Origin of the sequence: Nitratireductor sp. StC3, assembly GCF_003015025.1 — a bacterium.
Taxonomy (GTDB): domain Bacteria; phylum Pseudomonadota; class Alphaproteobacteria; order Rhizobiales; family Rhizobiaceae; genus Mangrovimarina; species Mangrovimarina alexandrii.
The window spans coordinates 17,017-40,000 of the sequence record NZ_PYBP01000017.1 but is presented as its reverse complement, the minus strand read 5'-3'; the positions used below and the strand labels follow the sequence as shown (position 1 = coordinate 40,000).

Below are 22,984 nucleotides of genomic sequence, written 5' to 3'. Positions count from 1 at the left end.
GGAAACGGCCACGACCGGGCTGATCTACGGCGCCAAGGTGGAGAGCGAGGTCAGCCTCAAGACCGTCGAGTTCCCGATCGAAACGGCGGCGTTCGACGAAAAGAGTGGCCTTTCGGCCGAGGAGGTGGAAACGGTCGTGCGCAACACCGGCGCGATCCTCACCGACGGCGACATCCAGGTCGCGGCGCTGCACTATGTCGACCCGCAACGCTTCGGCGAATCGCTCGCCACCGCCACGCTGTCGGCATCCTACGGCGTGCGCATCGTTCAGGAGAACGTGTCGGTCGCCTTCCAGGACTCGCAGGTCGACGCGCCGGTCTTCAACGAGGAGATCGTAGCCGTACGCCAGGAAAAGCCGATCGCCGAGATCTTGGCCGACGCCGGCTACGGCGACGACGGCGGCGCGGCGATGGCGGATGCGATCGGCCGCATCCTCAACGCGTCGAAGCTGAAGGCCGGCGCGGTAGTGCGGCTGGGGATCGAATCGACGCCGCAAAAAAGCCGGATCATGCGCGCCAGCGTCTATGAGAGCGCGAACCATATTCTGACGATCGCGGTCGACGACAACGACCAGTTCGTCCCCGCCGACGCCCCGGAAGACAACCCGGAAGTCGCGGCCGCCTTCGACGACAACCGACCGGTGGTGCGCGCGCGCGGCGACCTGCCGCGCGTTTACGACGGCATCTACCGCGCCGCCTATTCCTACGGCATGTCGCGCGACATGACCCAGCGCCTCGTCAAGCTGCTCGCCGCCGACGTGGATTTCCAGTCGCGGGTTTCGCCCAACGACCGGCTCGAGGTGTTTTTCTCCCAGCCCGACGAGGACAACACCGCTTCCGAGGAATCCGCCCTGCTTTATGTCAAGGCGACCTTCGGCGACACGACGCGAACCTTTTATCGCTTCACGATGAGCGACGGCACCGTCGATTATTTCGATGCCGAAGGCCGCAGCGCGCGCCAGTTCCTGCTGCGCAATCCCGTGCCCAATGGCCGTTTCCGCTCCGGCTTCGGCAGCCGCCGCCACCCGATCCTTGGCTACCGCAAGATGCATACCGGCGTCGACTGGTCCGCCCCGCGCGGAACCCCGATCATCGCGGCCGGCAACGGCAAGGTCGAAAAGGCCGGCTGGGCCGGCGGCTACGGCCGCCAGACCATCATCCGCCATGCCAATGGCTACAAGACCTCCTACAATCACCAGAATGCGATCGCCAAGGGCGTGCGGGCGGGCGCGCGCGTGCGCCAGGGCCAGGTGATCGGCTATGTCGGCTCCACCGGCCTGTCGACCGGTCCCCATCTGCACTACGAATTGATCGTCAACGGCACCAAGGTGGATCCGATGCGCGTGCGCCTGCCGACCGGGCGGGTGCTGAAAAAGGAAGAACTCGCCGCCTTCAACAGCGAGCGCGAGCGCATCGACGCGCTTCTGGCCGACGAAACCGGCGACGCCCTGAAACTGGCGAGCCGCTGATTCGCGGTAACCCCGGTAATTTTATCCGGCTTGGTCTGGCGCCGCCTCCCCGTCGAGGACGGCTCCTTCCCCCGCGGCCCAGTGCGGCTGCGTCAACCAGGCGATGATCGCGGCGACGAGGCACAGCCCGGCCGCCGTTACGGCGACCGCTTGAAAGGCCCGGTCGCTCGCCGCGACGCGCCGTTGTTCGGCCGCCGCGTCGAGCGGCATGGACGGCAGCGCGCCGAAAGCGACATCGACCCCCTGCGGCGCCAGGGCCGCGAACACCAACCCCGCCATCGCCCCCAGTGCGGCGACCGACATCAGCCCGGCGGCGCGGGCAACGGCGTTGTTGATGCCCGACGCAAGCCCGGTATCCTCGTCGGGCGTGGCCAGCATGACGGCGGCAGAAAGCGGCGAGACCAGTATCGACATGCCGAGCCCCATCAAGGTCAGCATCGGCAGGGTAACCAGCCACATCTGGCGCAACGGCATGGTCGCGGCGAGACCGCCAAAGGCCAGCGCCACCATCAGCCCGCCGACCGTCAGCGGCAGGCGCGGCCCGATCCGGTCGGCCAGGCGCCCGGCACGCCCCGACAGAAAAGCGATCAGCAGCGACAGGGGCAGGAACATCAGGCTCGCCTCCCATTCCTGCGCGTTCCAGGCCGAGACCAGCGTCATCGGCAGGAAGAACAGGACCGCGCCGAAGCCGAAAAAAAGCGCCAGCGTGTACAGATTCGCGCCCGAAAAGGCTTTTGAGCGAAACAGCTCAAGCTTGACCATCGGCGCGCGCGCCCGGCCCTCCCAGACGATGAAGGCGACGAACACCGCGCCCCCGACCCCGATCCATGCCAGCGGCGGTGCGGCGCGCGTCTCCGGCGGCAGGCCGAGTGCCGTCAGCCCCCAGGCCATCAGGCCGAGCCCGCCGGTGGCCAGAACCGCGCCGGCAATGTCGAGCGCGCGGCGCTCGGACGGCCGGTCGCGCGGCACCCGCAGAACGATCATGCCGATGGTGAGCAGGCCGATCGGCACGTTGATGGCGAAGATCAGCCGCCACATCCAGTCCTGGCCGAAGGACAAAAGCATGCCGCCGAGGAAAGGGCCGGCGGCCGTCGTCAGCGACGAATAGGCCGCCCATATGCCGATCGCGGCCCCGCGTTCGCGGGCCGGATAGGATTTCGCGATGATCGCCAGGCTGCCGGGCACCATCAGCGCGGCGCCGATGCCCTGCAGGGCGCGCATCAGGATCAGCGTGTCGGCGTCGGGCGATAGCGCGCACAGCAGCGAGGTCGCCATGAACAGGCCAATCCCGGCAAGAAAGATGTTGCGCACGCCGAACACGTCGCCGGCCGCGCCGCCGATCAGCACCAGCGCCGACAGAAACAGCATGTAGGCATTGCTGATCCACTGCGCGTCGACCAGCGTCCCGCCGAGGTCGGCACGGATCGCCGGCATGGCCAGCGACACCACCGAACCGTCGATGAACCCCATCGACGAAGCGAGAATGGCGGAGACGAGAACGAATTTGCGCGCATGCGGCGGGCAGAACACACGCCGCGTCGTGCCTGTCTCCTCAGGCGAGAGCTCGGGTACAGGCGCCTCCATCGGCGGGATCCTCCCAACCCGCTCTATCGGAATTGGAGGTCCACGACCAGCCCTTGGCCGCGACACGGCGCGCACGCCGCGCCCTCGCAAGGCCGGCGGCGCGCTGGCTCATTCCACGAAACTCACCCACACGCCCTTGGAGACCATCTTGGCCAGTTCGTGCGCGTCCCAGTTGGTCAGGCGCACGCAGCCATGGCTGTTGGTCTTGCCGATGCGCGCCGGCTCCGGTGTGCCGTGAATACCGTAGGTCGGCTTGGACAGCGCGATCCAGATCGTGCCGACCGGCCCGTTCGGTCCCGGCGGAATGGTCAACACGCGGTCGTTGTTGCCCTGCTTGAAATTGATCTTGGGATTGTAGGTGTATTCGGGATCGAAGGCGATGCGTTCCACCTTCACCGTACCGGACGGCGAGGGCGTGTCGGCCGAGCCGATCGTCGCCGGATAGGCGGCGACCAGATTGCCCGCCGCGTCGTAGGCCCTGACCTGCTCGCGTCCCTTGTCGGCGACGATGCGGGTGACCGCGCCGGCGCGCGGCTTGCCCGGGTCGGCAACCTTGATACGGGTGCCCGGTCGCGAAAAGTCGGCGCCGGGATTGAGCCCGCGCAGATAGGTTTCGTCCATGTGGAAACGTTCGGCGAGCATTTCGACCGTCGACGTGAAGCCGAGCCGCTCCATGCGGGCCTTTTCGCCGTAGTCGGCGGGGATCGACGCCACGAACGGGCCGGCCGCGTCGGCGGCGGTAATCGTGTAGGTCGAAAAGGCCGGCCCCCCGGTATCGGCGAGCGCGGCCTCGATCAGCGCCGTGTCGTCCGGGTTGAGCCGTTCGCCGGTCATCTCGGCAAGCGCATCCAGCGCCTTGCGCACATTGCTGCCCATCCGGCCGTCGATGACGCCGGGCGACACGCCCGCCCGGTCGAGAAGCACCTGCAGCCTGGCCACGTTCTCGCTCGCGCCGGTCGGGCCGCGCGGCCGTGCGGTCGCGCCCTCGTCCTCGCGCGGGGTCGACCCGGTCACCGGATCGTCCGACAGGCGATCACGGGGAAGCGGCTCACGGCGCGCGAGATCGCCGTCCTCGTCGATGGCGGGCAGCCGGCGCCGGGCGATGAAATCGTCCTCTTCGGCAAAGGGCTGCCGATAGTCGCGCGCCGGCTCGTCCGGCAACGGCGCCAGCGGCCGCCCGAGCTGGCGCTCGCGATAGCGCCGGTAGCGCTCGAGCGCGTCGGGATCGTTGAGGCTCGGCCCGGCGCGTCGCGGCAGGGGCCGTTCGCGCAACGGCAGCCGGCGCGGCCGCTCGATCGCGATCACCTCGCCAGTATAGGCGTCGACGATGACGCGGTTGCCGGCCCGGTCGTAAAAAATCTCCACATCGCCGCCTTGCGCCAATCGCAGAGCGGGCACGGCAGAAGAGCGCGCTTCCTCTTCGGCAAACCCCGTCACAGGCATCGCGGCGACCGCCGCGGACGCAGGCGCAAGAACGACAAGGGCGAGAGCTGCGAGAAGCGGGATCGTTCCGGGTTTTGGCAAAGACAGTCTCCGAGAAAAAAGCGCTGCTCGTTATGCGCAGGCGCGGCGTCCAGCCGCCAGTGTGGTTTCTTCCAGATGAACCGGACATGAAAATGGCGAAAGACCGCGCCGTTCACGCCTCGAGGCCGAGCGCCCGCTGCGTCTTTTTCGGCAGTTTGCACGCCACCAGGCGATGGCTTTCGGCGAGATAGTCCATAAGCGCGGCATCATCGACGCTCTGCGACGAAACCCGCTGGATCCACGTCATGCCGCGCGAGGCGAGATAGGGCGCCGGACGGCAGCCGGGCTGCTCGCGCAGGATCTCGTAGGCGAGCTCGGACACCTTGAAGCTGACGGCAAGGTGCTCCCCTTCCGTCCAGCCGGCAATCGCGAACACCTTGCCGCCGACCTTCCACACATGCGCGCCGCCCCACTGCACGACATGGGTGGTCGCGGGCAGCCCCGCGCAAAAGCGGTTGTATTCATCGAGTGTCAGGGCCGGCCTCCTCTCGGTCGGCCGCACGGCCACCGTCGTCTGCGACGGACTATGGAGAGGCGCGCGCCGGCGCGCAAGCCAGGCGCCCGTCAGTCCGCGGTCCGGGCGCCGGCCCGCCTGGCCGCGTGGCCCGGCTCGCCGGTTTCGATGAAGCCGATCGTGGTCTGAAGGCCCTGGCGCATATGGTCGGCGAGATGATCCAGCATCGCGTCGAGATCGTCACCCGAGGCAAGGCGAATATAGGTGTCGTGCGCCTGGCGCGAAGGGCCGCGGCGCGCATGCGCCTGCTGGTGCATGGCGAAATAGAATTGCAGATTCGGCTTCAGCCGGTTCCAGCTTTGCAACAGAAGCTGATGGTTCGACATTTCGTAACACCAGCTGTGCAGATGGAGTTCGTCCTCGATCGCGCCGAGCGGATTGGTCCCCTCCTCTATGGTGGCGGCGAGCGCTTCGTTGCGCCTGCGCAGATCGGCGAGGGCGGCCGGGGTGCGTTTGCTCCAGCATTCCTTGAACGCGAACTGCTCCAGCGCGGTGCGCAGCGAGTAGATTTCTTCGAGATCGCCGCGCGTCACCTCGCGCACGAACAGCCCCTTATAGGGCTTGCTGACCAGAAGGCCGATATCGACCAGTTCGCGGATCGCCTCGCGCAGCGGCCCGCGGCTTATGCCCAGCGCCGAAGCGAGCCGCGTTTCGGTAAGCCGGCTTCCCGCCGGCAGCTCGCCCGAGACGATCAGCAGCTTCATCTGGTCGACCGTGCGGCTGCGCAGGGTGCTGTCGGAAACCGGCTTGATCAGCGTGTTGTCAATCATGCGATTGATCCGCGATGTTGCGCTCGACCAGTTGCTTGTAGAGCTGGCGGATGCGCGCCATGACGGGCCGGTTGCCGTCGCCGATCGGCTTGCCGTCGATCGAGGCGACCGGTGTCTGCGCGCCGAACGTTCCGGTCAAAAACGCCTCCTCGGCCCCGTAGGTCTCGTAGAGCGAAAAATTCTTCTCCAAGACCGGGATTCCGTTTTCGCGACACACCTCGATCACCTTGGCCCGGGTGACGCCGTTCATGCAGTAATCCCCGGTCGAGGTCCACACCGCGCCGCGGCGGACGATGAAGAAGTTGCAGGCATTGGTGGTGTTCACGAACCCGTGCGGGTCGAGCATCAGCGCCTCGTCGGCGCCGGCCTGTTCGGCCTGTAGGGCCGCAATCACGCAATTCAGCTTGGAATGGCTGTTATATTTGGCGTCCTGCGACATCGGCAGGCCGCGCACCTGGGGAACGGTGGCCAGCCGGATGCCCTGGCCCTGCAGGCTGTCGACGGGTTTCGAGTGCTCCATGATGATCACCAGCGTGGGCCCCGAGCGCGACAGGCGCGGATGCTGGAACGGCCGCGCCTTGACGCCGCGCGTCAGCATCAGCCGGCAATGAACGTCGTCCGTCATCCCGTTCGCTTGCGCCGTCCGCGTCAAGGCGTCCAGAATGCCGGCCCTGTCGGTGCCGACATCGAGCGAGACCGCTTTGCAGGAATCGAAGAAGCGGTCCATGTGTTCGTCGAAAAACGCCCATTTGCCTTTGTAGAGGCGCATGCCTTCCCACATTCCGTCGCCGAGCATGAACCCGGAATCATAGACCGAGACCTTGGCCTCGTCGCGCGGAACGATCTCGCCGTTGACGTAGATCTTGATATCGCGATTGCGGATGTCCTCGTCGGCATCGTGGGTGGTGCGGCTGTCGATTCGATCGATGGTGTTCATGGTCAGGGTCAGTCAATCTGGGGTTCGGGCAAGCGGAACATATTGTGGCCGCGGAGGAAATTTTTGGTGGCGTCCTGGCGGGGATAGGTCAGCACCTCGGCCGGCGTGCCCTGCTCGAGGATGCTGCCCTCGGACAGAAACAGCACCTTGTCGGCAACGGTGTAGGCAAACCCCAATTCGTGCGTGACGATCAGCATCGTCATGCCTTCCTCGGCCAGTTCCTTCATCGTTTCGAGAACCTCGCCGACGAGTTCGGGATCGAGCGCCGAGGTGGCCTCGTCGAACAGCATGATTTCGGGCTCCATGGCCAGTGCGCGCGCGATCGCGATACGCTGCTGCTGTCCGCCCGAAAGCTGGGACGGATAGGCGTCGGCCTTCCAGCCGAGCCCCACCTTGTCGAGATATTTTTCCCCGCGGCGGCGGCATTCGGACGAATCGCATTTCAGCACCGTGCGCGGCCCTTCCATGACGTTTTCGAGCGCGGTCATGTGGGGGAACAGATTGAAATGCTGGAACACCATGCCGACGCGCGACCGGAGCTGCGTCAATTCCCGCTCCGCGTAGGCGACGCGGCCGTTGCGGGCGCTGCCGATGGCCTTGCCTTCCAGGTGGATGCGGCCGCTGGTGGGGATTTCCATGAAATTGACGCAGCGCAGCAAGGTCGACTTGCCGGAGCCGGACGCCCCCAAGAGCACCACGGTCTCGCCCTTGTTCACCGACAGGTCGATCCCCTTGAGAACCTCCAGTTCGGCGAAGGATTTGTGCAAGCCCTCGATTCGTAGAACCTCTGTCATCGCGTTCACCGTCGGAATGTGTCGCGCGCCTCGAAGCGGCGCACCAGGATCGTTGCGGGGAAAAGCACCAGGAAGAAGATCAGCGCCACGCTGGTATACATCTCGATCGGATTGAACGAGATCGTCGACACCACCTTGGCCTGGTACATCAATTCGCCATAGGCGATGACCGAGGCGAGCGAGGTCATCTTGAACAGTTCGACCGCCCGGTTCATGAAGGCCGGCAGCATCCGGCGCACGGCCTGCGGCAGCACCACCCGGCGCATCTGCTGCCAGTAGCTCATTCCCAGCGCCTTTCCGGCTTCCCATTGTCCCTTGTGGATCGATTGCAGCCCGGCGCGATAGATCTCGGAGGAAAACGCCACCGTGTTGAGGGTCAGGCCCAGCGTGGCGGCGGTGAAGGCGTCGATCTTGAACGGCGCGATGATCGGAAACGCGAAAAAGAACCACATGATCTGGACGAGAACGGGCGTGTTGCGGAACAGTTCGACGAAGGCCGTGGCCGGATAATAAAGCCAGCTCTTTCCCGAAAACCGCGCCGCGCCGACGAACAGACCGAAGAACAGGCCGAGCGCGAGGCAGACCGACCCCAGGACCAGGGTGTTCTTCAGCCCGATCAAAAGCAGCGTCTTGTTGGCCAGGACGGAGGCGAAATCCCAATTGTGGTCCATGGCGTCCTCCCTCAGTTCACGACCGTCTCGCCGCTGCGCGCGAGACGTTTTTCCAGCCGCCGGACCGCGATCGAACAGGCCAGGATGACGACGAAATACATCGCCGCGGCAACCGTGAAGACCTCGATCGTGCGGTAGGTCGACTGGGCAATGCTGTTGGCCTGGTAGAGCAGGTCGGCATAGGAGATCGTGCTGACCAGGGTGGTCGTTTTCATCAGTTCGATGGCGCGTTCCAGGAATGCCGGGATCATGCGTTTGACCGCCTGCGGCAGGATGATCCGGCCGAGTGTTTGGTTGCGGTTCATGCCGATGGCCTTGGCCGCCTCCCACTGGCCCGAATCGATCGACTGGATACCGCCGCGGAAAACTTCGGCGAAAAACGCCGAGGATTGCAGCGAAAACGTCAAGACCGAGGCCCGAAACGGGTCGATTTCGACGCCGATCAGGATCGGCATCGCGAAAAAGAACCAGAACAATTGCGCAATTGGCGGGGTCGTGCGCAGAAATTCGATGACGAATCCGACGGGAAGCCGCACCGCCCGGTTTCCGTAGAGGCGCAGCAAGGCGAGCAGCAGGCCGAGCGGCACGCCGAACAGCAAGGCCAGGCCCGTGACCTTGAGCGTGTTGACAAGCCCAAGCAGCAAGAGGTCGTAATTGCGGAAAACCACCGCAAAGTCCCACTCATACCCCATCGTCACCTCCTGCCCGTGGCGACGGGGCGCCGCGGCGCCCCGTCCTTGGCCGCGCTACCAGTCCTCGCGACGGATCGCCGGCACCGTTTCGGGGTCGACGCCGTATTCGCTCAGGAACTGCTCGTACCATTCCTGGGTCTGGCCGGTCTGGTAGTAGTAGGAGATGGCCGTGTTCACCCAATCGCGGAAGCGTGTATCGGCTTCCAGGCGCACGCCGGCCGACGAGGTCGACTGGCGGATCGGCTTGGGCAAAACGATCTGTCCGCGCCCGATCTTCTGGCGCATGGCGATCAGCGGCGGATGGAACAGCGACACGGCGTTGACACGCTTCGACTGGAAGGCGGCGACCGCTTCGCCATTGGAGGGGAAACGCAGGATTTCCGCCTTGTCCAGACGCCCGGAGACGTAGTTGTCCATCGTTGTGCCCTGCGTCACGGCGATCTTGATGTCGGGCTTGTTGAGATCGTCCCAGGTCTCGATCGTCAACTCGTCGTCGGCCAGTACCGCCAGCGCGTAATAAAGCAGCGGCTGGGCCGGAAAGCCGACCGCGACCGCGCGCTGGGGCGTGGCGTCCAGCACGAACATGATGTCGATCTGGTTTGCCTGCAGGGCCGACACCGCCGTGCCCCAGGTCACTTCGACGGGCTCGAGTTTCACGTTCAGCGCTTCGGCCATCGCGTTGCCGACGGATACGCCGAGACCCGTCCATTCGTTGGTGGCGGGATTCTTGAAGAACCACGGCGGCGCCTGGGTGACGCCGATGCGCAGCGCCCCACTGTCCTGGATCGTGTCCCAGGTCGATTTTTCCTGGGAAAAGGCCCCGGTCGAAACGGCCAGCATGGCAACGATCGCCAAGGCGACGGCCGCCAGCCGGGATTGAAGATGGTGGATCATGATCGTTGCTCCCATTGACGGTTTTCAGATTTTACCGATTTTGTATGATTGTCAACAATCAATCAGTACAACAATACTCCGGCGCCACCCGCCTCGCCCTACGCCCCGGCAAACGAAAAACGCCCCTCCCCGGCGGGGAGGAGCGTCATTGGCGCGCGCCGGCACCGGGCCGGAGCGGATATAAGGTCGACGGGCGTTCAGGCGGCGGCTTCCGCCGCCTCGGCTCCGGCCTCGTCGTCAATCGACGCGACCCCTGGACGGAAGGTCAGCCGGTCGGAGCCCGCCGTCACCACCACGTCCTGACCGTCGCGGACCTCGCCAAGCAGGATCTTCTCGGCCAGCGGGTCCTGCAGATCCTTCTGGATGACGCGCTTGAGCGGGCGCGCGCCATAGGCGGGATCGTAGCCTTTGTCGGCCAGCCAGGCGATCGCGCCCTCGTCGAGATCGAGCGTGATCTTGCGGTCGGCGAGCAGCTTTTCGAGCCGGGCGAGCTGGATTTCCACGATCTGGCCCATGTCCTGCCGGCGCAGCCGGTGGAACAGGATCACCTCGTCGACGCGATTGAGGAATTCCGGCCGGAACGAAGCCCGCACCACCGCCATCACCTCGTCGCGAACCTTGTCGACATCCTCGTTCTCGCCGAGCGAGACCAGGAATTCCGACCCCAGGTTGGAGGTCATGATGATCAGCGTGTTGCGGAAATCGACCGTGCGGCCCTGCCCGTCCGTCAGGCGGCCGTCGTCGAGCACCTGCAACAAGACGTTGAAGACGTCGGGATGCGCCTTCTCGATCTCGTCGAACAGCACGACCTGATAGGGCCGGCGGCGCACCGCCTCGGTCAAAACACCGCCTTCCTCGTAGCCGACATAGCCGGGCGGTGCGCCGATCAGCCGGGATACGGCATGTTTTTCCATGAACTCCGACATGTCGACCCGAACCATGGCCGTCTCGTCGTCGAACAGGAAATCGGCCAGCGCCTTGGTCAGTTCGGTCTTGCCGACGCCGGTTGGGCCGAGGAACATGAACGAGCCGATCGGCCGGTTCGGATCCTGCAACCCGGCGCGCGCGCGCCGCACGGCCTGCGACACGGCCTTGACCGCCTCGCCCTGGCCGACGACCCGCCTGGCGAGTTCGTCTTCCATGCGCAGCAGCTTGTCGCGTTCGCCTTCCAGCATCTTGTCGACGGGGATGCCCGTCCAGCGCGACACGATATGCGCGACGTGGTCCGGGGTGACGATCTCTTCCACCATCGAGCCGGCGTCGTCGCGCGCCTCGGCCTCGGCCAGCTTTCGCTCCAGCTCCGGGATCACGCCATAGGCCAGTTCGCCGGCCTGCTGGAATTCGCCCTTGCGCTGGGCGCCGGCGAGCGCGTTGCGCGCCTCGTCGAGCTGGCGCTTGAGGTCGGCCGCCAATCCGAGCTTTTCCTTTTCCGACGCCCAGGTCGCCGTCAGCCCGGCCGATTCCTCCTCCAGCTTGGCCAGTTCGGCGTCGAGCCGCTCGAGCCGGTCCTTGGAGGCATCGTCCTTTTCCAGCTTCAGCGCCTCGCGCTCGATCTTGAGCTGCATGATGCGCCGGTCGATCTCGTCGAGCGCCTCGGGTTTGGAATCGACCTGCATTCTGAGCCGCGAGGAGGCCTCGTCGACCAGATCGATCGCCTTGTCCGGCAGGAAGCGGTCGGTGATGTAGCGGTTCGACAGCGTCGCCGCCGCGACCAGCGCGGAATCGGAGATGCGCACCTTGTGGTGCTGCTCGTATTTCTCCTTCAGCCCGCGCAGGATCGACACCGTATCCTCGACCGCCGGCTCGTTGACGAACACCGGCTGGAAGCGGCGCGCCAGCGCGGCATCCTTTTCGACATGCTTGCGGTATTCGTCGAGCGTGGTGGCGCCGACACAGTGCAATTCGCCGCGCGCCAGGGCCGGCTTCAACAGGTTGGAGGCGTCCATCGCCCCGTCGGCCTTGCCGGCGCCGACCAGCGTGTGCATCTCGTCGATGAACAGGATGATCTCGCCTTCGGCGGCGGTGACTTCCGACAACACCGCCTTCAGCCGCTCCTCGAATTCGCCGCGATATTTCGCGCCGGCGATCAGTGCGCCCATGTCGAGCGCCATCAGGCGCTTGTCCTTGAGCGATTCGGGCACGTCGCCATTGACGATCCTGAGCGCCAGGCCTTCGGCGATCGCCGTCTTGCCGACGCCGGGCTCGCCGATCAGAACGGGATTGTTCTTGGTGCGCCGCGACAGGACCTGGATCGTACGGCGAATCTCGTCGTCGCGCCCGATCACCGGATCGAGCCGGCCGGAGCGCGCGTCCGCCGTCAGGTCGCGCGCATATTTCTTCAGCGCATCGAAGCCCTGCTCGGCATTGGCCGAATCGGCGGTGCGTCCCTTGCGGATATCGTTGATGACCTGGTTCAGCGCCTGCGCGCTCACACCCGCCTTGGCCAGGATATCCGCGCTCTTGGCGGTCTTTTCGATCGCCAGCGCGGTCAAGAGCCGTTCGACGGTGACAAAACTGTCGCCGGCCTTCTTCGCCAGGTCCTCGGCCGTCGAAAAGACCTTCGCAAGCGGCTGGGCGAGATAGAGCTGGCCGTTTCCGCCCTCCACGCGCGGCAAGGCTTCGAGCGCGGCGTCGACGGCAAGCCGCACGTCCTGCACCCGGCCGCCGGCCCGCTCGATCAGCGACGCGGCCAGTCCCTCCTCGTCGTCGACGAGGACCTTGAGCATGTGTTCGGGGGTGAATTGCTGGTGATTGCGCGACAGCGCCATCGTTTGAGCGGACTGGATGAAGCCACGCACCCGCTCGGAATATTTTTCCACGTTCATCGACGTCTCCGTTTCCTTGCCGGCCCGCCTGCGCGGCGCCGGATCGGTTGAGGTGACGGGTCCCTTCTTGAGAAGCGAACCCCTTCGCTTCCGATATGGGTATGCGATCCGTCGCACTCAAGCGGCGACGCGTGGACTTCGCTGCGAAATCGATTCGGGCACCGGCGCGCCAACGAAAAAGGCGGCGCGAACGCCGCCTTCTGACCCTGGAGCCGTCGCCGCGGCCGGTTACTGCGCCGCGGCAGGCAGCGGCAGGTCGCCTTGTCCGTCTTCCGACGAGGTCTGCGACTCGCCTTCGGCGCTCGCCGGAGCTGGCGCGGCCGCCTCGGCGGTTTCGGCATCGCTGGCACGCGGGCGGCGCGGCCGCCGCGCGCGACGCGGCGCCGCCGCCTCGCCATCCTTGCCGTCTTTGCCGTCTTCCTCGGCAGGGGGCGAACCGTTGGCGCGCCGCGACCGCTTGGGCTTCTCGGCGGCCGTCTTGATCGTTTCCTGTTCGATCGCGACCTCGACCGGCGTGCCCTCGATCACCGGCTGCGGGCCCGAGCCGTCATCCTTGGCGCCACCGCGCGGCGTCTGCGGCCGCTCGTCCTGCTGGCCGTCCTGCGCCGCCTTTGGCTGGCTGTCGGAGGTCGTCTGTGCCGGAGCGTTGTTCTGGTTGCCCTGGCGCTCGTCCGCGTCGTCCTCGTCGAAATCGTCGCGCTGGTCGCGGGGCGCGTTGTTTTGAGCCGACTGGCTCTGAGCGGCCGCGATGATGCGGTTGTAGTGTTCGGCATGCTGCAGATAGTTCTCGGCCATCACCCGATCGCCGGCGCTTTGCGCGTCCCGCGCCAGCGCCGTGTATTTGTCGGCAACCTGTTGCGCGGATCCCCTGATTTTCACGTCCGGGCCGTTGCTTTCGTAGGACCGGGTCAGAGGATTGGGGCCCTTGCGGTTGTTGTTGCGACCGCGCATACGCCTGTTCTGCTGTTGTGGCCTCATCCGATTCTCTTTTTTGCAATCATCGTGAACACAGGGGAACGCGGTTTCGCTCTTTGTCGCGACCGCCTTACCATCGAGCATGGGCGAGCTACCGCCGTTCGGCCGCTGGCTGCCAACTCGCTTTCGGTTGCGCTACCTGGCCGAACGATCCCCACACGAAGCGCTTTCGCGTCACGCGATTGGCAGCTTGTTTCCATTGGAACCGAATCGATACAGCACTGCCTGCTTCGTCTCATCCGGTGGCCGGAAACTAGCGATATTCATCACCCTTGCCAAGTATTTTTTCGCACGGCACAAACCGCGCCCTATAAGCCGAACACCAGAGCCCGGTCATGGCCGGCAAGATCGCGGGCCGCCGAACGCAGGCTAAAGCCGTGCGCGGCGAAGACGGCGACCACATCCGTTTTTTGCCGGCTGCCGATTTCCACCCCGACCACGCCATCGCGATCGAGATGGGCACCAGCGCCGGCGGCGATCACGCGATAGGCGTCGAGACCGTCGGCACCGCCATCGAGCGCCAGATGGGGATCGTGCCCGGCCACTTCCACCGGCAGCTCACGCATCTCCCAGGACGTAATGTAGGGTGGGTTGGACACGATTGCATCAAAAACGCCGGTCACGTCGCGAAACCAGTTTGAAACATGGGCCGTAAACCGCCCATCCATGCCAAGACGGGTGGCATTGCCGATCGCGGTCCTCGCAGCCTCCGCCGACAGGTCCACGCCGCACGCGCGCGCCTGCGGCAGCGCGGCCAGCAGCGCAAGCGCGATCGCGCCCGTACCCGTGCCGAGGTCGAGAATGGCGCAGTCCCGCTTGCGCGCCACGACCCCGGCGAGCTCCGCCAGCACCGCCTCGACCAGCGTCTCGGTATCCGGTCGCGGTTCCAGCGTCTCCGGCGACAAGGCGAGCCGCAATCCGTAGAAGTCGCGATAGCCGAGAATGCGGTGCACCGGCGTTCCCGCAAGCCGCCGTTCGACAGCCGCCATGATCGCCGCGACGGTGCGCGCGTCGAGCAGCAAGGCGGGATCGCGCAGCGCGTCGATGCGCTGTGTCATGGAAAAATGCTCGACGATCAGCCTGGCATCGAGGGCCGCCTCGCCGAGTCCCGCCGCGTTCAGGCGGCGGCGGGTTTCGGCCAGGACCGTGCCGAGATCGCGCGCGGACGCCGGCAAAGCGTCTTCAGTCATCCTGCGCCATGTCGGCCAGAAGCGCGGACTGATGGTCCGATATCAGCGCGTCGATGATCTCGTCGAGATCGCCCTCCATCACCCGGTCGAGCTTGTAGAGCGTCAGGTTGATGCGGTGATCGCTCACCCGTCCCTGCGGAAAATTATAGGTTCGGATCCGCTCCGAACGGTCGCCCGAGCCGACCTGCGAGCGCCGCGATTCGGAGCGCTCCTCCGCCGCCTTGGTGCGCTGGATGTCGAACAGCTTGGCGCGCAGCAACTGCATGGCGCGAGCGCGGTTCTGGTGCTGCGACTTTTCCGCCTGCACGACGGTGATCCCGGTCGGCAGATGCGTGATCCGCACCGCCGAATCGGTGGTGTTGACATGCTGGCCGCCAGCGCCGGAGGCGCGCATCGTGTCGATGCGGATGTCCTCGTTGCGAATCTCGACGTCGATCTCCTCGGCCTCGGGAAGCACGGCCACGGTGGCAGCCGAGGTGTGGATGCGGCCGCTGGCCTCGGTTTCCGGCACCCGCTGCACGCGGTGCACGCCGGATTCGAATTTGAGACGCGAAAACACGCCCTTGCCAGACACGGTGGCGATGATCTCCTTGTAGCCGCCGGCATCGCCCTCGCTCGCCGAGACGAGTTCGACCCGCCAGCCGCGGCCGGCGGCGTAGCGTTCGTACATGCGAAACAGATCGCCGGCGAAGATCGCCGCCTCGTCGCCGCCCGTCCCGGCACGGATCTCCAGGATCGCGTTCTTGTCGTCGGCATCGTCCTTGGGCAGAAGCAGGATCCGGATGCTTTGCTGCAACGCCTTGATGCGCTCCTCGATCTCCGGCAGTTCGGCTTCGGCCAGCGCGCGCATCTCCGCGTCCGTCGACGGATCGGAAAGCATCGTTTCCAGCCCCTCGCGCTCGGCCTCCGCGCCGCGCAGTGCGCGGATCTCGCCGGCGAGCTTTTCCAGCTCGGCATATTCCGAAGCCAGCCGCACATAGGCCTCGGGCTCGGGGCCGGCGGCCATCTGCGCCTCGATCATCTCGAAGCGTTTCAGGACCTGATCCATTCTCTCGGACGCAACAAAGCTCATCGGTCAGGTCTCGCAGGAAATGTCGAATTCGGCGGCGAAGGCGCGAAGCCGGGCCGGCACGTCCATGTCGACGGCGCTCGCCTCGATCATCTGCACCATCAGCCCTTCGAGCGCGCCGACCGGCAGATCGGCCAGCATCGCCTTGACCGGCCCGATCGCGGCCGGCGACATCGAAATCGACCGGAAACCGAGCCCCACCAGCGCCATCGCCGAAATCGGCCGGCTGGCGAGCTCGCCACACAGTGTCACCGGCTTGCCGGCCTCCCGGCCGGCGTCGATTACGGATTTCAAGACCCGCAGAAACGGCACCGAGAGCGGGTCGAAACGCCCCGCCAGCAGGCCGTTGCCGCGATCGGTCGCGGTCATGAACTGGAACAAATCGTTGGAGCCGATCGAGACGAAGTCGACCGTCCGCATCAATTCGGGAAGCTGGAACAGGAGCGACGGCACCTCGATCATGGCACCGAGCTTCAGGCTGGTCGGCAGCGCGTAGCCGAACCGCGCCAGCTGCTGCACCTCGCGCTCGATCAGGCCGCGCGCCTTGGCGATTTCGCCGATTTCCGTCACCATCGGCAGCATCACCCGCAACTCGCGGCCCGACGCCGCCTTGAGCAGCGCCCGGAACTGGGTGCGCAACAACCCCGGGCGGTCGAGCGTCAGACGGATCGCCCGCCAGCCGAGCGCCGGGTTCTCCTCTTTTTCCGCGCCGCGAAAATAGGGCAGAACCTTGTCGCCGCCGATATCGATCGTGCGGAAGGTCACAGGCTTCGTGCCCGCCGCCTCGAGCACCTCGCGGTAGAGTTTTTCCTGCTCCTGGGCGCGGGGAAAGGTCGCCGCCACCATGAACTGCAGTTCGGACCGGAAAAGCCCGATTCCGGCGGCGCCTGCTTCGGCGAGCTGCGGCAGGTCGACCGCCAGGCCGGCATTCATCATCAGCTCGACCGCGATCCCGTCCTTCGACACCGATGGCCGGTCGCGCAACTCGCGATAAAGCTGCTGTTTCTTGGCCCGGAAACGAACCTTTTCGGCATAGGCCGCCTCGACGTCGGGCTGCGGCCGCAGGTGAACCTTGCCGTCATCGCCGTCGACGATCAGCGCGTCGCCGTTCTCGGCCATCGACACCGCGCCCTTGGCCTGGCCGACGACCGGAATGTCCATCGCCTTGCCGACGATCACCACGTGGCTGGTGACCGCGCCTTCCTCAAGCACCAGGCCGCGCAGCTTGTCGCGCGGATAGTCGAGCAGTTCGGCCGCCCCCATCGAGCGGGCGACGATGATGGCGTCCTTGGGCAGCGAGGCCGCGATTTCCTCCGGTCCGCGACCCATGAGCTGGCGCAGCAGCCGGTAGCCGAGATCGTCGAAATCGTTCATCCGCTCGCGCAGATAGGGGTCCGTCATGTGCAGCATGCGCGCGCGCATGTCCGACTGCACCTTCTCCACCGCCGCTTCCGCCGTCAGGCCGTTGCGGATCGCCTCTTCGAGCCGCCGCACCCAGCCGCGGTCATGCGCGAACATGCGATAGGCTTCCAGCACGGCGCGATGCTCGCCCTCGAAGGCGATCTCGCGGCGCGAAAGCATGTCGTCGATCGACAGCCGCAGCGATCCGAGCGCGGTTTCCAGGCGCTTCAGTTCCTGGTCGACATCCTCGTTGAACAGTTCGGTGACGACGATGCGCGGCTCGTGCAGCACGACATGGCCAAGCCCGACGCCCTCGTTGAAGGCGGCTCCGGTCAGGCTGACCGGCCGGCTGAGGTCGAGTTCCATGCCCGGCCGCGTCAGCCGCCGCAGATCGCCGGTGGCGATCATTTCGGCGATCACCATCGCCGTCGTCTCCAGCGCCTCGGCCTCGTCGTCGCCATAGTGCCGGTTGGTCTTGTTCTGGACCACGAGCACGCCGAGCGTGCGGCCGGCCCGCAGCACCGGCACGCCGAGGAAGGAATTGTAGATCTCCTCGCCCGTTTCGGGGAGGTAGGTGAAGGCGGGGTGGTTGCGCGCGTCCGAAAGGTTGAGCGGGCGCGCGCTCGCCGCGATCGTGCCGACCAGGCCCTGCCCGAGGCGCAATTGCGCCAGATGCACCGAACCGGGATTGAGGCCTTCCGTGGCGTAGAGTTCCAGCACCGCGTCGGCGCGCAGCACATAGAGCGAACACACCTCGGCGACCATGTTGGCGGCGATTTCGCGCACGATCCGGTCGAGCCGCTCCTGCGGCTCCACGGCTTCGGCCATGATCTCGCGCAGCCGCTTCAGCAATATGCGCGGGCTGCCGGCGATTTCGCGCATCGGCGTTTCTCCAACGACCGCGTCCCCGCCGGGCGGACATCGCCGCAGCGGCCGCGTCGCGCTCAAATCATTGGTCTACTGCTTATCCAGCCCGTAGACGGAATGCAAAGTACGCACGGCGAGTTCGGCATAGGGGCCGTCGATCAGGATCGAAATCTTGATCTCCGACGTCGTGATCGCGCGGATATTGATTCCCTTTTCCGAAAGCGCCTTGAAGGCGGTGGCCGCCACGCCGGCATGGCTGCGCATGCCGATGCCGATCACCGACACCTTGACCATGCCCGTCTCGTGCTGGACCGCGTCGAAGCCGATCGTCTCGCGTACCTTGTTCAGCACCCCCAGCGCCTTGTCGACGTCGCTCGACGGCACGGTAAACGTCATGTCGGTGCGCGAACCGTCCTCGGAAATATTCTGGACGATCATGTCGACATTGATGCTGGCTTCGGCGAGCGGACCGAATATCCCGGCGGCGACGCCGGGCCGGTCGGCAACGCGCCGCAGCGAAATCTGGGCCTCGTCCTTGGCATAGGCGATGCCGGTGACGACCTGCTGTTCCACGATTTCATCCTCTTCGCAAATGAGCGTGCCGGGCGGATTGTCGAAATCCCCCATGCCGGGCGCCTCCGGATCGGCGAACGACGACCTGACGAATGTCCTGACCTTGTGCACCATGGCGAGTTCCACCGAGCGCACCTGCAGCACCTTGGCGCCGAGCGAGGCCATTTCCAGCATTTCCTCGAACGAGATGCGCGCCAGCCGGCGCGCCTTGGGCTCGATGCGCGGATCGGTGGTGTAGACGCCGTCGACGTCGGTATAGATGTCGCAGCGGTCGGCGCCCACCGCCGCGGCGATCGCGACCGCCGACGTGTCGGAGCCGCCGCGGCCGAGCGTGGCGATGCGGTTGTCGGGCCCGATGCCCTGGAAACCGGCGATCACCGCCACCTGGCCCTCGCCGAAGCGCTTGATCAGGAACGAGCCGTCGATGTCGGTGATGCGGGCGGCGCCGTGGGCGTTGTCGGTGCGGATCGGAATCTGCCAGCCGAGCCAGGAGCGCGCATGCACGCCCATCGCCTGCAGGGTGATCGCCAGCAATCCCGCCGTCACCTGTTCGCCCGACGCCACCACCGCGTCATACTCGCGCGCGTCGTGCAGCGGCGAGGCCTCGCGCGTCCAGGCGACGAGTTCGTTGGTCTTGCCGGCCATCGCCGACACCACCACCGCGACCTCGTGACCGGCATCGACCTCGCGTTTGACATGGCGGGCCACGATGCGGATGCGATCGATGTCGGCGACGGACGTTCCGCCGAATTTCATCACGATACGCGCCATGAAACGGTCGAACCCTGTAGCGGAATGCGCCCGGCAGTCTGCGGACGGATTTGAAAGAGGCACGCCGCCGTGGCACGGGGCGCGATGCGCGGTTTCCATAATGCAAAGGGGGTGGGTCCGCAAGCCGACGCCGCGCCCCGCCGTCCTGTTCGCCGGCGAACACGCTTTGTCTCTGTGACAATTTTGGCGTCTTGACTTTGGCGGCGTCGGACCCGACTTGATGTCCGGCGTAGAGGAGACCGCCGGATGCCCGAGACGCAACCAACGACGATCGACGCCGACGAGGTCGCACGCTTTTCCGCCCTGGCCGCGGAATGGTGGGACCCGAAGGGCAAATTTCGTCCGCTGCACAAGTTCAACCCGGTTCGCCTGGCCTATATCCGCGACCAGATCGCAACCCGTTTCGGCCGCGATCCGCGCTCGTCACGGCCGTTCCAGGGCCTGCGCATCCTCGATATCGGGTGCGGCGGCGGCCTGTTGTGCGAGCCGATGGCACGGCTTGGGGCCGAAGTCGTGGGCGCCGACGCCTCCGAAACCAATATCGAGGTCGCCAAGCTGCATGCCGCCGAGGGCAAGCTGAAGATCGACTACCGCGCGACCACCGCCGAGGCACTGGCCGAGGCGGGCGAGGAGTTCGACGTCGTCCTCAATATGGAGGTGGTCGAGCATGTGTCCGACATGAACCTGTTCCTCGCCAAATGCAGCCAGATGGTCAGGCCCGGCGGGATCATGGTGGTCGCCACCATCAACCGCACGCTGAAAGCGCTCGGCCTGGCGATCTTCGGCGCGGAATACGTGCTGCGCTGGCTTCCGCGCGGCACGCACCAGTTCAACAAGCTGGTGCGGCCCGCCGAGCTGGAAGCCGCGCTTGACGCGGCCGGCATGAGGGTCGTCGACCGCACCGGCGTCGTCTACAACCCGCTCGGCGACCGCTGGCAGCGTTCGCGCGACATGGATGTCAACTACATGGTCCTGGCCGAAAAGAAGCCCGCGGACGGCTGAGGCCGGACAGGCCCCGCGGCCGGCCGATTCCCGATCGGTTGGGTGTGCGGCAGCCGCCCGCGGCGGGCGGTTCAGTTCTTGTCGTCGGGAAAATCCGGGATCGGGATGAACTCGACCCCGTCCTCGACCAGCCCTTTGGCCTCCTCGGCCGTCGCCTCGCCGTAGATGCCGCGCGCCTCGGTCTCGCCGAAATGGATCTTGCGCGCTTCCTCGGCGAATTTGTCGCCGACATAATCGGCGTTCTCGCGCATCTTGTGCGCCAGTTCCTTCAGTTTGGCCATCGCCTTCTTCTGCTCGGCATTGGCCGCCAGCGCCAGCTTCTCCTTGCGCCGGCCAGTCGACAGGGCCGGCGCCATCAGCGTCTTTTCCACCTTCGTCGAGCCGCACTGCGGACAGGCAACCAGATGCCTCGCGGCCTGGGCGTCGTAATCGTCGTTGCCGCGAAACCAGGCTTCGAAGTCGTGACCGGCGTCGCAATGGAGCGAAAACCGGATCAAGACGCCACCCTCCGCGCCGAAAGGCCGTCATCGGCGAGCATATCGAGATCGAAATCGCGCGCGTTCTGCAGATTGGGTATTTTCGCGCGCGCGGCGGCGCTGGCGTGCGGATCGATTTCGGCAAGGGCGATGCCCGGCTCGTCGCCAGGCATCTCGGCCGCCACCGTGCCCCACGGATCGACGATCACCGAATGGCCGAACGTCTCGCGGCCGTCCTCGTGGCGCCCGCCCTGGGCCGCGGCGATCAGCCAGGCGCCGTTCTCGATCGCCCGCGCCCGCGTCAGCACGTGCCAGTGGGCCTTGCCGGTCTGGCGCGTGAAGGCCGCCGGCGCGCTCAGCACCGCCGCGCCCGCCAGCGCCTGGGCGCGGAAAAGGTGCGGAAAACGCAGATCGTAGCAGATGGCCAGTCCGAACGGGACGCCGGCCAGCGGCGCCACGACCGCGCGCGCGCCCGGCTGATAGGTCGCCGATTCGCGCCAGCTCTCGCCATTGTCGAGGTCGACGTCGAACATGTGGATCTTGTCGTAGGTCGCCACCAGCGCGCCGGTTCTATCAAACAGGAACGCCCGGTTGGCGACCTTGCCGTCGGGCAACGCGATCGCCGTCGAACCGACGTGGATCGCGATCCCAAGCTCCGCGGCAAGCCGTCTGGCCGCGTCAACCACCAGGTCGCCGGCCTCGTCCTTGACGATCCGCCGCAGCGTCTGCCTGTCGCGCACCAGCGCGCCGGTCATCTCCGGAGACTGCACGTAGGCGGCGCCCCGGCCGGCGGCCTCGCGAACCAGCGCTTCGAAATCAGCGGCGTTGCGCGCCGGGTCCATGCCCGATCGCATCTGCACAACCGCGGCCTTGAAAGCGTTCATCGCCATCCTCAGACGAACGAGCCGTTTGCGATGAGCGTGTCGAGCTTGCCGCGCTCCTCGAGCGCGTAAAGCTCGTCGCAGCCGCCGACATGAACCGCGCCGACGAAGATCTGCGGAAAGGTCGCGCGTCCCGAACGCGTCATCATCTCATTGCGCAGTTCCGGCGAAAAACTCGCATCGTGCTCGACATAGGCGACGCCCTTCTGGTCCAGAAGCCGTTTCGCCGCCGTACAGTATCCGCACATGGCGCGGGTATAGATCGTCACATCAACCATGACCAATTCCGGTTTTCCGTCCCCTATATAGGGGCAGCCGCATCGTCCCGGAAGTCCTGCGACAAAACCCGCGCGAATGTGAGCACATCGACCGCGTCCGCCCCGGCCCGCACCAGCGCGCGGGCGACCGCGCTGACCGTGGCCCCGGTGGTGTAGACATCGTCGACGACCAGCACCCGCCGGCCCTTGACCATGGCCCGCCGCGCCGCCGGCACCGCGAACGCGCCCCTGACGTTGGAGTGGCGTTCGGCGAGTCCGAGGCCGACCTGCTGGCGCGTGCTGCGCGCGCGCTGGACGAGTTCCGGCTCGAAGGCGATCCCCGCCCGAACGGCGATGGCGCGCCCGAGTTCGGCCGCCTGGTTGAACCGCCTGAGGAGGAAACGCCGCCGATGCAGCGGAACCGGCACGATCATGTCGGCGTCGCCGAGAAGCTCGGCCCCGGCGCGCGCCATCCACCGCGCCATCCAGGGCGCGAGGTCGGTTCGGTCGCGGAATTTCAGCCCCTGCACCAGCCGGCGCGCCACGCCGTCATAGGCAACGGCCGCACGCGCACGCGAAAACGGCGGCGGTTCCGCGATCGCCGCCAGACAAACCGCCTTGTCGCCCATCTCGCAGCCAAACGGGATGCCCAGCACCTCGCAATAGGGACGCTCGATCAGGGCCAGTTCGCGCCAGCATTCGCCACACAGCGTACCGGGCTCCACCACCAGCTTGCGGCAGCCCGCGCATGTCGGCGGAAAGGCGAGCGTGCCGATCAGCGCGGCGCCGCCACGCACCGCACGCTTGATCTCGTCGAGCCGATGGTTCACCACGCTGGTCCCATGACCG

The 22,984-nt window shown here is 66.2% G+C and carries 21 protein-coding genes (1 of these 21 cut by a window edge); 2 read left to right on the top strand and 19 right to left on the bottom strand.

Annotated elements, in window-relative coordinates:
- A protein-coding gene (locus C7T96_RS22430) for a M23 family metallopeptidase (RefSeq protein ID WP_106573490.1) crosses the window boundary here: on the top strand, positions 1-1,468 show its 3' portion. 470 nt of this gene lie to the left of the window's left edge; the window shows 1,468 of its 1,938 coding nt (coding positions 471-1,938); the start codon falls outside the window, past its left edge; its stop codon occupies positions 1,466-1,468.
- 21 nt (positions 1,469-1,489) lie between these two features.
- Here the strand turns inward: C7T96_RS22430 and C7T96_RS22425 are convergent, their stop codons facing one another.
- The 15 genes from C7T96_RS22425 to C7T96_RS22355 all read right to left on the bottom strand — a co-directional run bounded on the left by C7T96_RS22425 (position 1,490) and on the right by C7T96_RS22355 (position 19,519).
- Positions 1,490-3,052, bottom strand: coding sequence for an MFS transporter (locus C7T96_RS22425; RefSeq protein ID WP_106573489.1), 1,563 nt, complete (start codon positions 3,050-3,052; stop codon positions 1,490-1,492).
- Positions 3,053-3,160: 108 nt separating this feature from the next.
- Positions 3,161-4,495 carry a L,D-transpeptidase gene (locus C7T96_RS22420; protein WP_106573488.1) on the bottom strand — a complete coding sequence of 445 codons (1,335 nt, stop codon included), beginning with the start codon at positions 4,493-4,495 and terminating at the stop codon, positions 3,161-3,163.
- Between the two features lie 193 nt (positions 4,496-4,688).
- On the bottom strand, positions 4,689-5,051 hold the full coding sequence (locus C7T96_RS22415; protein ID WP_106573496.1) for an MmcQ/YjbR family DNA-binding protein: 363 nt from the start codon (positions 5,049-5,051) through the stop codon (positions 4,689-4,691).
- Between the two features lie 89 nt (positions 5,052-5,140).
- The gene (locus tag C7T96_RS22410; RefSeq protein WP_106573487.1) at positions 5,141-5,860 is read right to left on the bottom strand and encodes a GntR family transcriptional regulator; all 720 of its coding nucleotides are present in this window, start codon (positions 5,858-5,860) and stop codon (positions 5,141-5,143) included.
- The gene (locus C7T96_RS22405) at positions 5,853-6,797 is read right to left on the bottom strand and encodes an aminotransferase class IV (RefSeq protein WP_106573486.1); all 945 of its coding nucleotides are present in this window, start codon (positions 6,795-6,797) and stop codon (positions 5,853-5,855) included. The genes C7T96_RS22410 and C7T96_RS22405 overlap by 8 nt, the downstream gene beginning before the upstream one ends.
- Positions 6,798-6,805: 8 nt before the next feature.
- Positions 6,806-7,591, bottom strand: coding sequence for an amino acid ABC transporter ATP-binding protein (locus tag C7T96_RS22400; RefSeq protein WP_106573495.1), 786 nt, complete (start codon positions 7,589-7,591; stop codon positions 6,806-6,808).
- A gap of 5 nt (positions 7,592-7,596) precedes the next feature.
- Complete coding sequence (locus C7T96_RS22395; protein WP_106573485.1) at positions 7,597-8,262, bottom strand: amino acid ABC transporter permease; 666 nt, start codon at positions 8,260-8,262, stop codon at positions 7,597-7,599.
- Positions 8,263-8,273: 11 nt separating this feature from the next.
- A complete protein-coding gene (locus C7T96_RS22390) occupies positions 8,274-8,954 on the bottom strand; it encodes an amino acid ABC transporter permease (RefSeq protein ID WP_106573484.1) in 681 nt (226 codons plus the stop codon).
- 54 nt (positions 8,955-9,008) lie between these two features.
- Positions 9,009-9,848 carry a transporter substrate-binding domain-containing protein gene (locus C7T96_RS22385; protein ID WP_164749961.1) on the bottom strand — a complete coding sequence of 280 codons (840 nt, stop codon included), beginning with the start codon at positions 9,846-9,848 and terminating at the stop codon, positions 9,009-9,011.
- Positions 9,849-10,045: 197 nt separating this feature from the next.
- Complete coding sequence (gene clpB / locus C7T96_RS22380; protein WP_106573483.1) at positions 10,046-12,673, bottom strand: ATP-dependent chaperone ClpB; 2,628 nt, start codon at positions 12,671-12,673, stop codon at positions 10,046-10,048.
- A 228-nt stretch (positions 12,674-12,901) separates the two neighbouring features.
- A complete protein-coding gene (locus tag C7T96_RS22375) occupies positions 12,902-13,651 on the bottom strand; it encodes a DUF4167 domain-containing protein (protein ID WP_106573482.1) in 750 nt (249 codons plus the stop codon).
- A 305-nt stretch (positions 13,652-13,956) separates the two neighbouring features.
- Complete coding sequence (prmC, locus tag C7T96_RS22370; RefSeq protein ID WP_106573481.1) at positions 13,957-14,838, bottom strand: peptide chain release factor N(5)-glutamine methyltransferase; 882 nt, start codon at positions 14,836-14,838, stop codon at positions 13,957-13,959.
- Entirely contained in the window at positions 14,831-15,910 is a 1,080-nt protein-coding gene (prfA, locus tag C7T96_RS22365; RefSeq protein WP_106573480.1) for a peptide chain release factor 1, read from the bottom strand. Before prfA ends, prmC begins: the two co-directional genes overlap by 8 nt.
- A gap of 3 nt (positions 15,911-15,913) precedes the next feature.
- Complete coding sequence (gene ptsP / locus C7T96_RS22360; RefSeq protein WP_106573479.1) at positions 15,914-18,190, bottom strand: phosphoenolpyruvate--protein phosphotransferase; 2,277 nt, start codon at positions 18,188-18,190, stop codon at positions 15,914-15,916.
- A gap of 75 nt (positions 18,191-18,265) precedes the next feature.
- The gene (locus tag C7T96_RS22355; protein WP_106573478.1) at positions 18,266-19,519 is read right to left on the bottom strand and encodes an aspartate kinase; all 1,254 of its coding nucleotides are present in this window, start codon (positions 19,517-19,519) and stop codon (positions 18,266-18,268) included.
- A 246-nt stretch (positions 19,520-19,765) separates the two neighbouring features.
- Here C7T96_RS22355 and ubiG point away from each other — a divergent pair, with 246 nt between their 5' ends.
- Entirely contained in the window at positions 19,766-20,521 is a 756-nt protein-coding gene (ubiG, locus tag C7T96_RS22350; RefSeq protein ID WP_106573477.1) for a bifunctional 2-polyprenyl-6-hydroxyphenol methylase/3-demethylubiquinol 3-O-methyltransferase UbiG, read from the top strand.
- Between the two features lie 71 nt (positions 20,522-20,592).
- Here the strand turns inward: ubiG and C7T96_RS22345 are convergent, their stop codons facing one another.
- The 4 genes from C7T96_RS22345 to C7T96_RS22330 are packed head-to-tail and all read right to left on the bottom strand — an operon-like array spanning position 20,593 to position 22,944.
- The gene (locus C7T96_RS22345) at positions 20,593-21,018 is read right to left on the bottom strand and encodes a DUF1178 family protein (RefSeq protein WP_106573476.1); all 426 of its coding nucleotides are present in this window, start codon (positions 21,016-21,018) and stop codon (positions 20,593-20,595) included.
- Positions 21,015-21,881, bottom strand: coding sequence for a carbon-nitrogen hydrolase family protein (locus C7T96_RS22340; protein ID WP_106573493.1), 867 nt, complete (start codon positions 21,879-21,881; stop codon positions 21,015-21,017). The genes C7T96_RS22345 and C7T96_RS22340 overlap by 4 nt, the downstream gene beginning before the upstream one ends.
- Positions 21,882-21,889: 8 nt before the next feature.
- Positions 21,890-22,156 (bottom strand): glutaredoxin 3, encoded by a 267-nt coding sequence (gene grxC / locus C7T96_RS22335; RefSeq protein WP_106573475.1) that lies wholly within the window; start codon positions 22,154-22,156, stop codon positions 21,890-21,892.
- Between the two features lie 23 nt (positions 22,157-22,179).
- Positions 22,180-22,944 carry a ComF family protein gene (locus tag C7T96_RS22330; protein WP_245414220.1) on the bottom strand — a complete coding sequence of 255 codons (765 nt, stop codon included), beginning with the start codon at positions 22,942-22,944 and terminating at the stop codon, positions 22,180-22,182.
- Positions 22,945-22,984 lie beyond the last annotated feature (40 nt).

What these genes read in the sequence shown, in the direction of transcription:
- C7T96_RS22405 (WP_106573486.1), bottom strand. Translation starts at nt 6,797, where the DNA reads ATGAACACCATCGATCGAATCGACAGCCGCACCACCCACGATGCCGAC.
- ptsP (WP_106573479.1), bottom strand. Translation starts at nt 18,190, where the DNA reads ATGCGCGAAATCGCCGGCAGCCCGCGCATATTGCTGAAGCGGCTGCGC.
- C7T96_RS22355 (WP_106573478.1), bottom strand. Translation starts at nt 19,519, where the DNA reads ATGGCGCGTATCGTGATGAAATTCGGCGGAACGTCCGTCGCCGACATC.
- C7T96_RS22420 (WP_106573488.1), bottom strand. Translation starts at nt 4,495, where the DNA reads ATGCCTGTGACGGGGTTTGCCGAAGAGGAAGCGCGCTCTTCTGCCGTG.
- C7T96_RS22425 (WP_106573489.1), bottom strand. Translation starts at nt 3,052, where the DNA reads ATGGAGGCGCCTGTACCCGAGCTCTCGCCTGAGGAGACAGGCACGACG.
- prmC (WP_106573481.1), bottom strand. Translation starts at nt 14,838, where the DNA reads ATGACTGAAGACGCTTTGCCGGCGTCCGCGCGCGATCTCGGCACGGTC.
- clpB (WP_106573483.1), bottom strand. Translation starts at nt 12,673, where the DNA reads ATGAACGTGGAAAAATATTCCGAGCGGGTGCGTGGCTTCATCCAGTCC.
- C7T96_RS22395 (WP_106573485.1), bottom strand. Translation starts at nt 8,262, where the DNA reads ATGGACCACAATTGGGATTTCGCCTCCGTCCTGGCCAACAAGACGCTG.
- grxC (WP_106573475.1), bottom strand. Translation starts at nt 22,156, where the DNA reads ATGGTTGATGTGACGATCTATACCCGCGCCATGTGCGGATACTGTACG.
- C7T96_RS22340 (WP_106573493.1), bottom strand. Translation starts at nt 21,881, where the DNA reads ATGAACGCTTTCAAGGCCGCGGTTGTGCAGATGCGATCGGGCATGGAC.
- prfA (WP_106573480.1), bottom strand. Translation starts at nt 15,910, where the DNA reads ATGAGCTTTGTTGCGTCCGAGAGAATGGATCAGGTCCTGAAACGCTTC.
- C7T96_RS22400 (WP_106573495.1), bottom strand. Translation starts at nt 7,591, where the DNA reads ATGACAGAGGTTCTACGAATCGAGGGCTTGCACAAATCCTTCGCCGAA.
- C7T96_RS22410 (WP_106573487.1), bottom strand. Translation starts at nt 5,860, where the DNA reads ATGATTGACAACACGCTGATCAAGCCGGTTTCCGACAGCACCCTGCGC.
- C7T96_RS22375 (WP_106573482.1), bottom strand. Translation starts at nt 13,651, where the DNA reads ATGAGGCCACAACAGCAGAACAGGCGTATGCGCGGTCGCAACAACAAC.
- C7T96_RS22390 (WP_106573484.1), bottom strand. Translation starts at nt 8,954, where the DNA reads ATGGGGTATGAGTGGGACTTTGCGGTGGTTTTCCGCAATTACGACCTC.
- ubiG (WP_106573477.1), top strand. Translation starts at nt 19,766, where the DNA reads ATGCCCGAGACGCAACCAACGACGATCGACGCCGACGAGGTCGCACGC.
- C7T96_RS22385 (WP_164749961.1), bottom strand. Translation starts at nt 9,848, where the DNA reads ATGATCCACCATCTTCAATCCCGGCTGGCGGCCGTCGCCTTGGCGATC.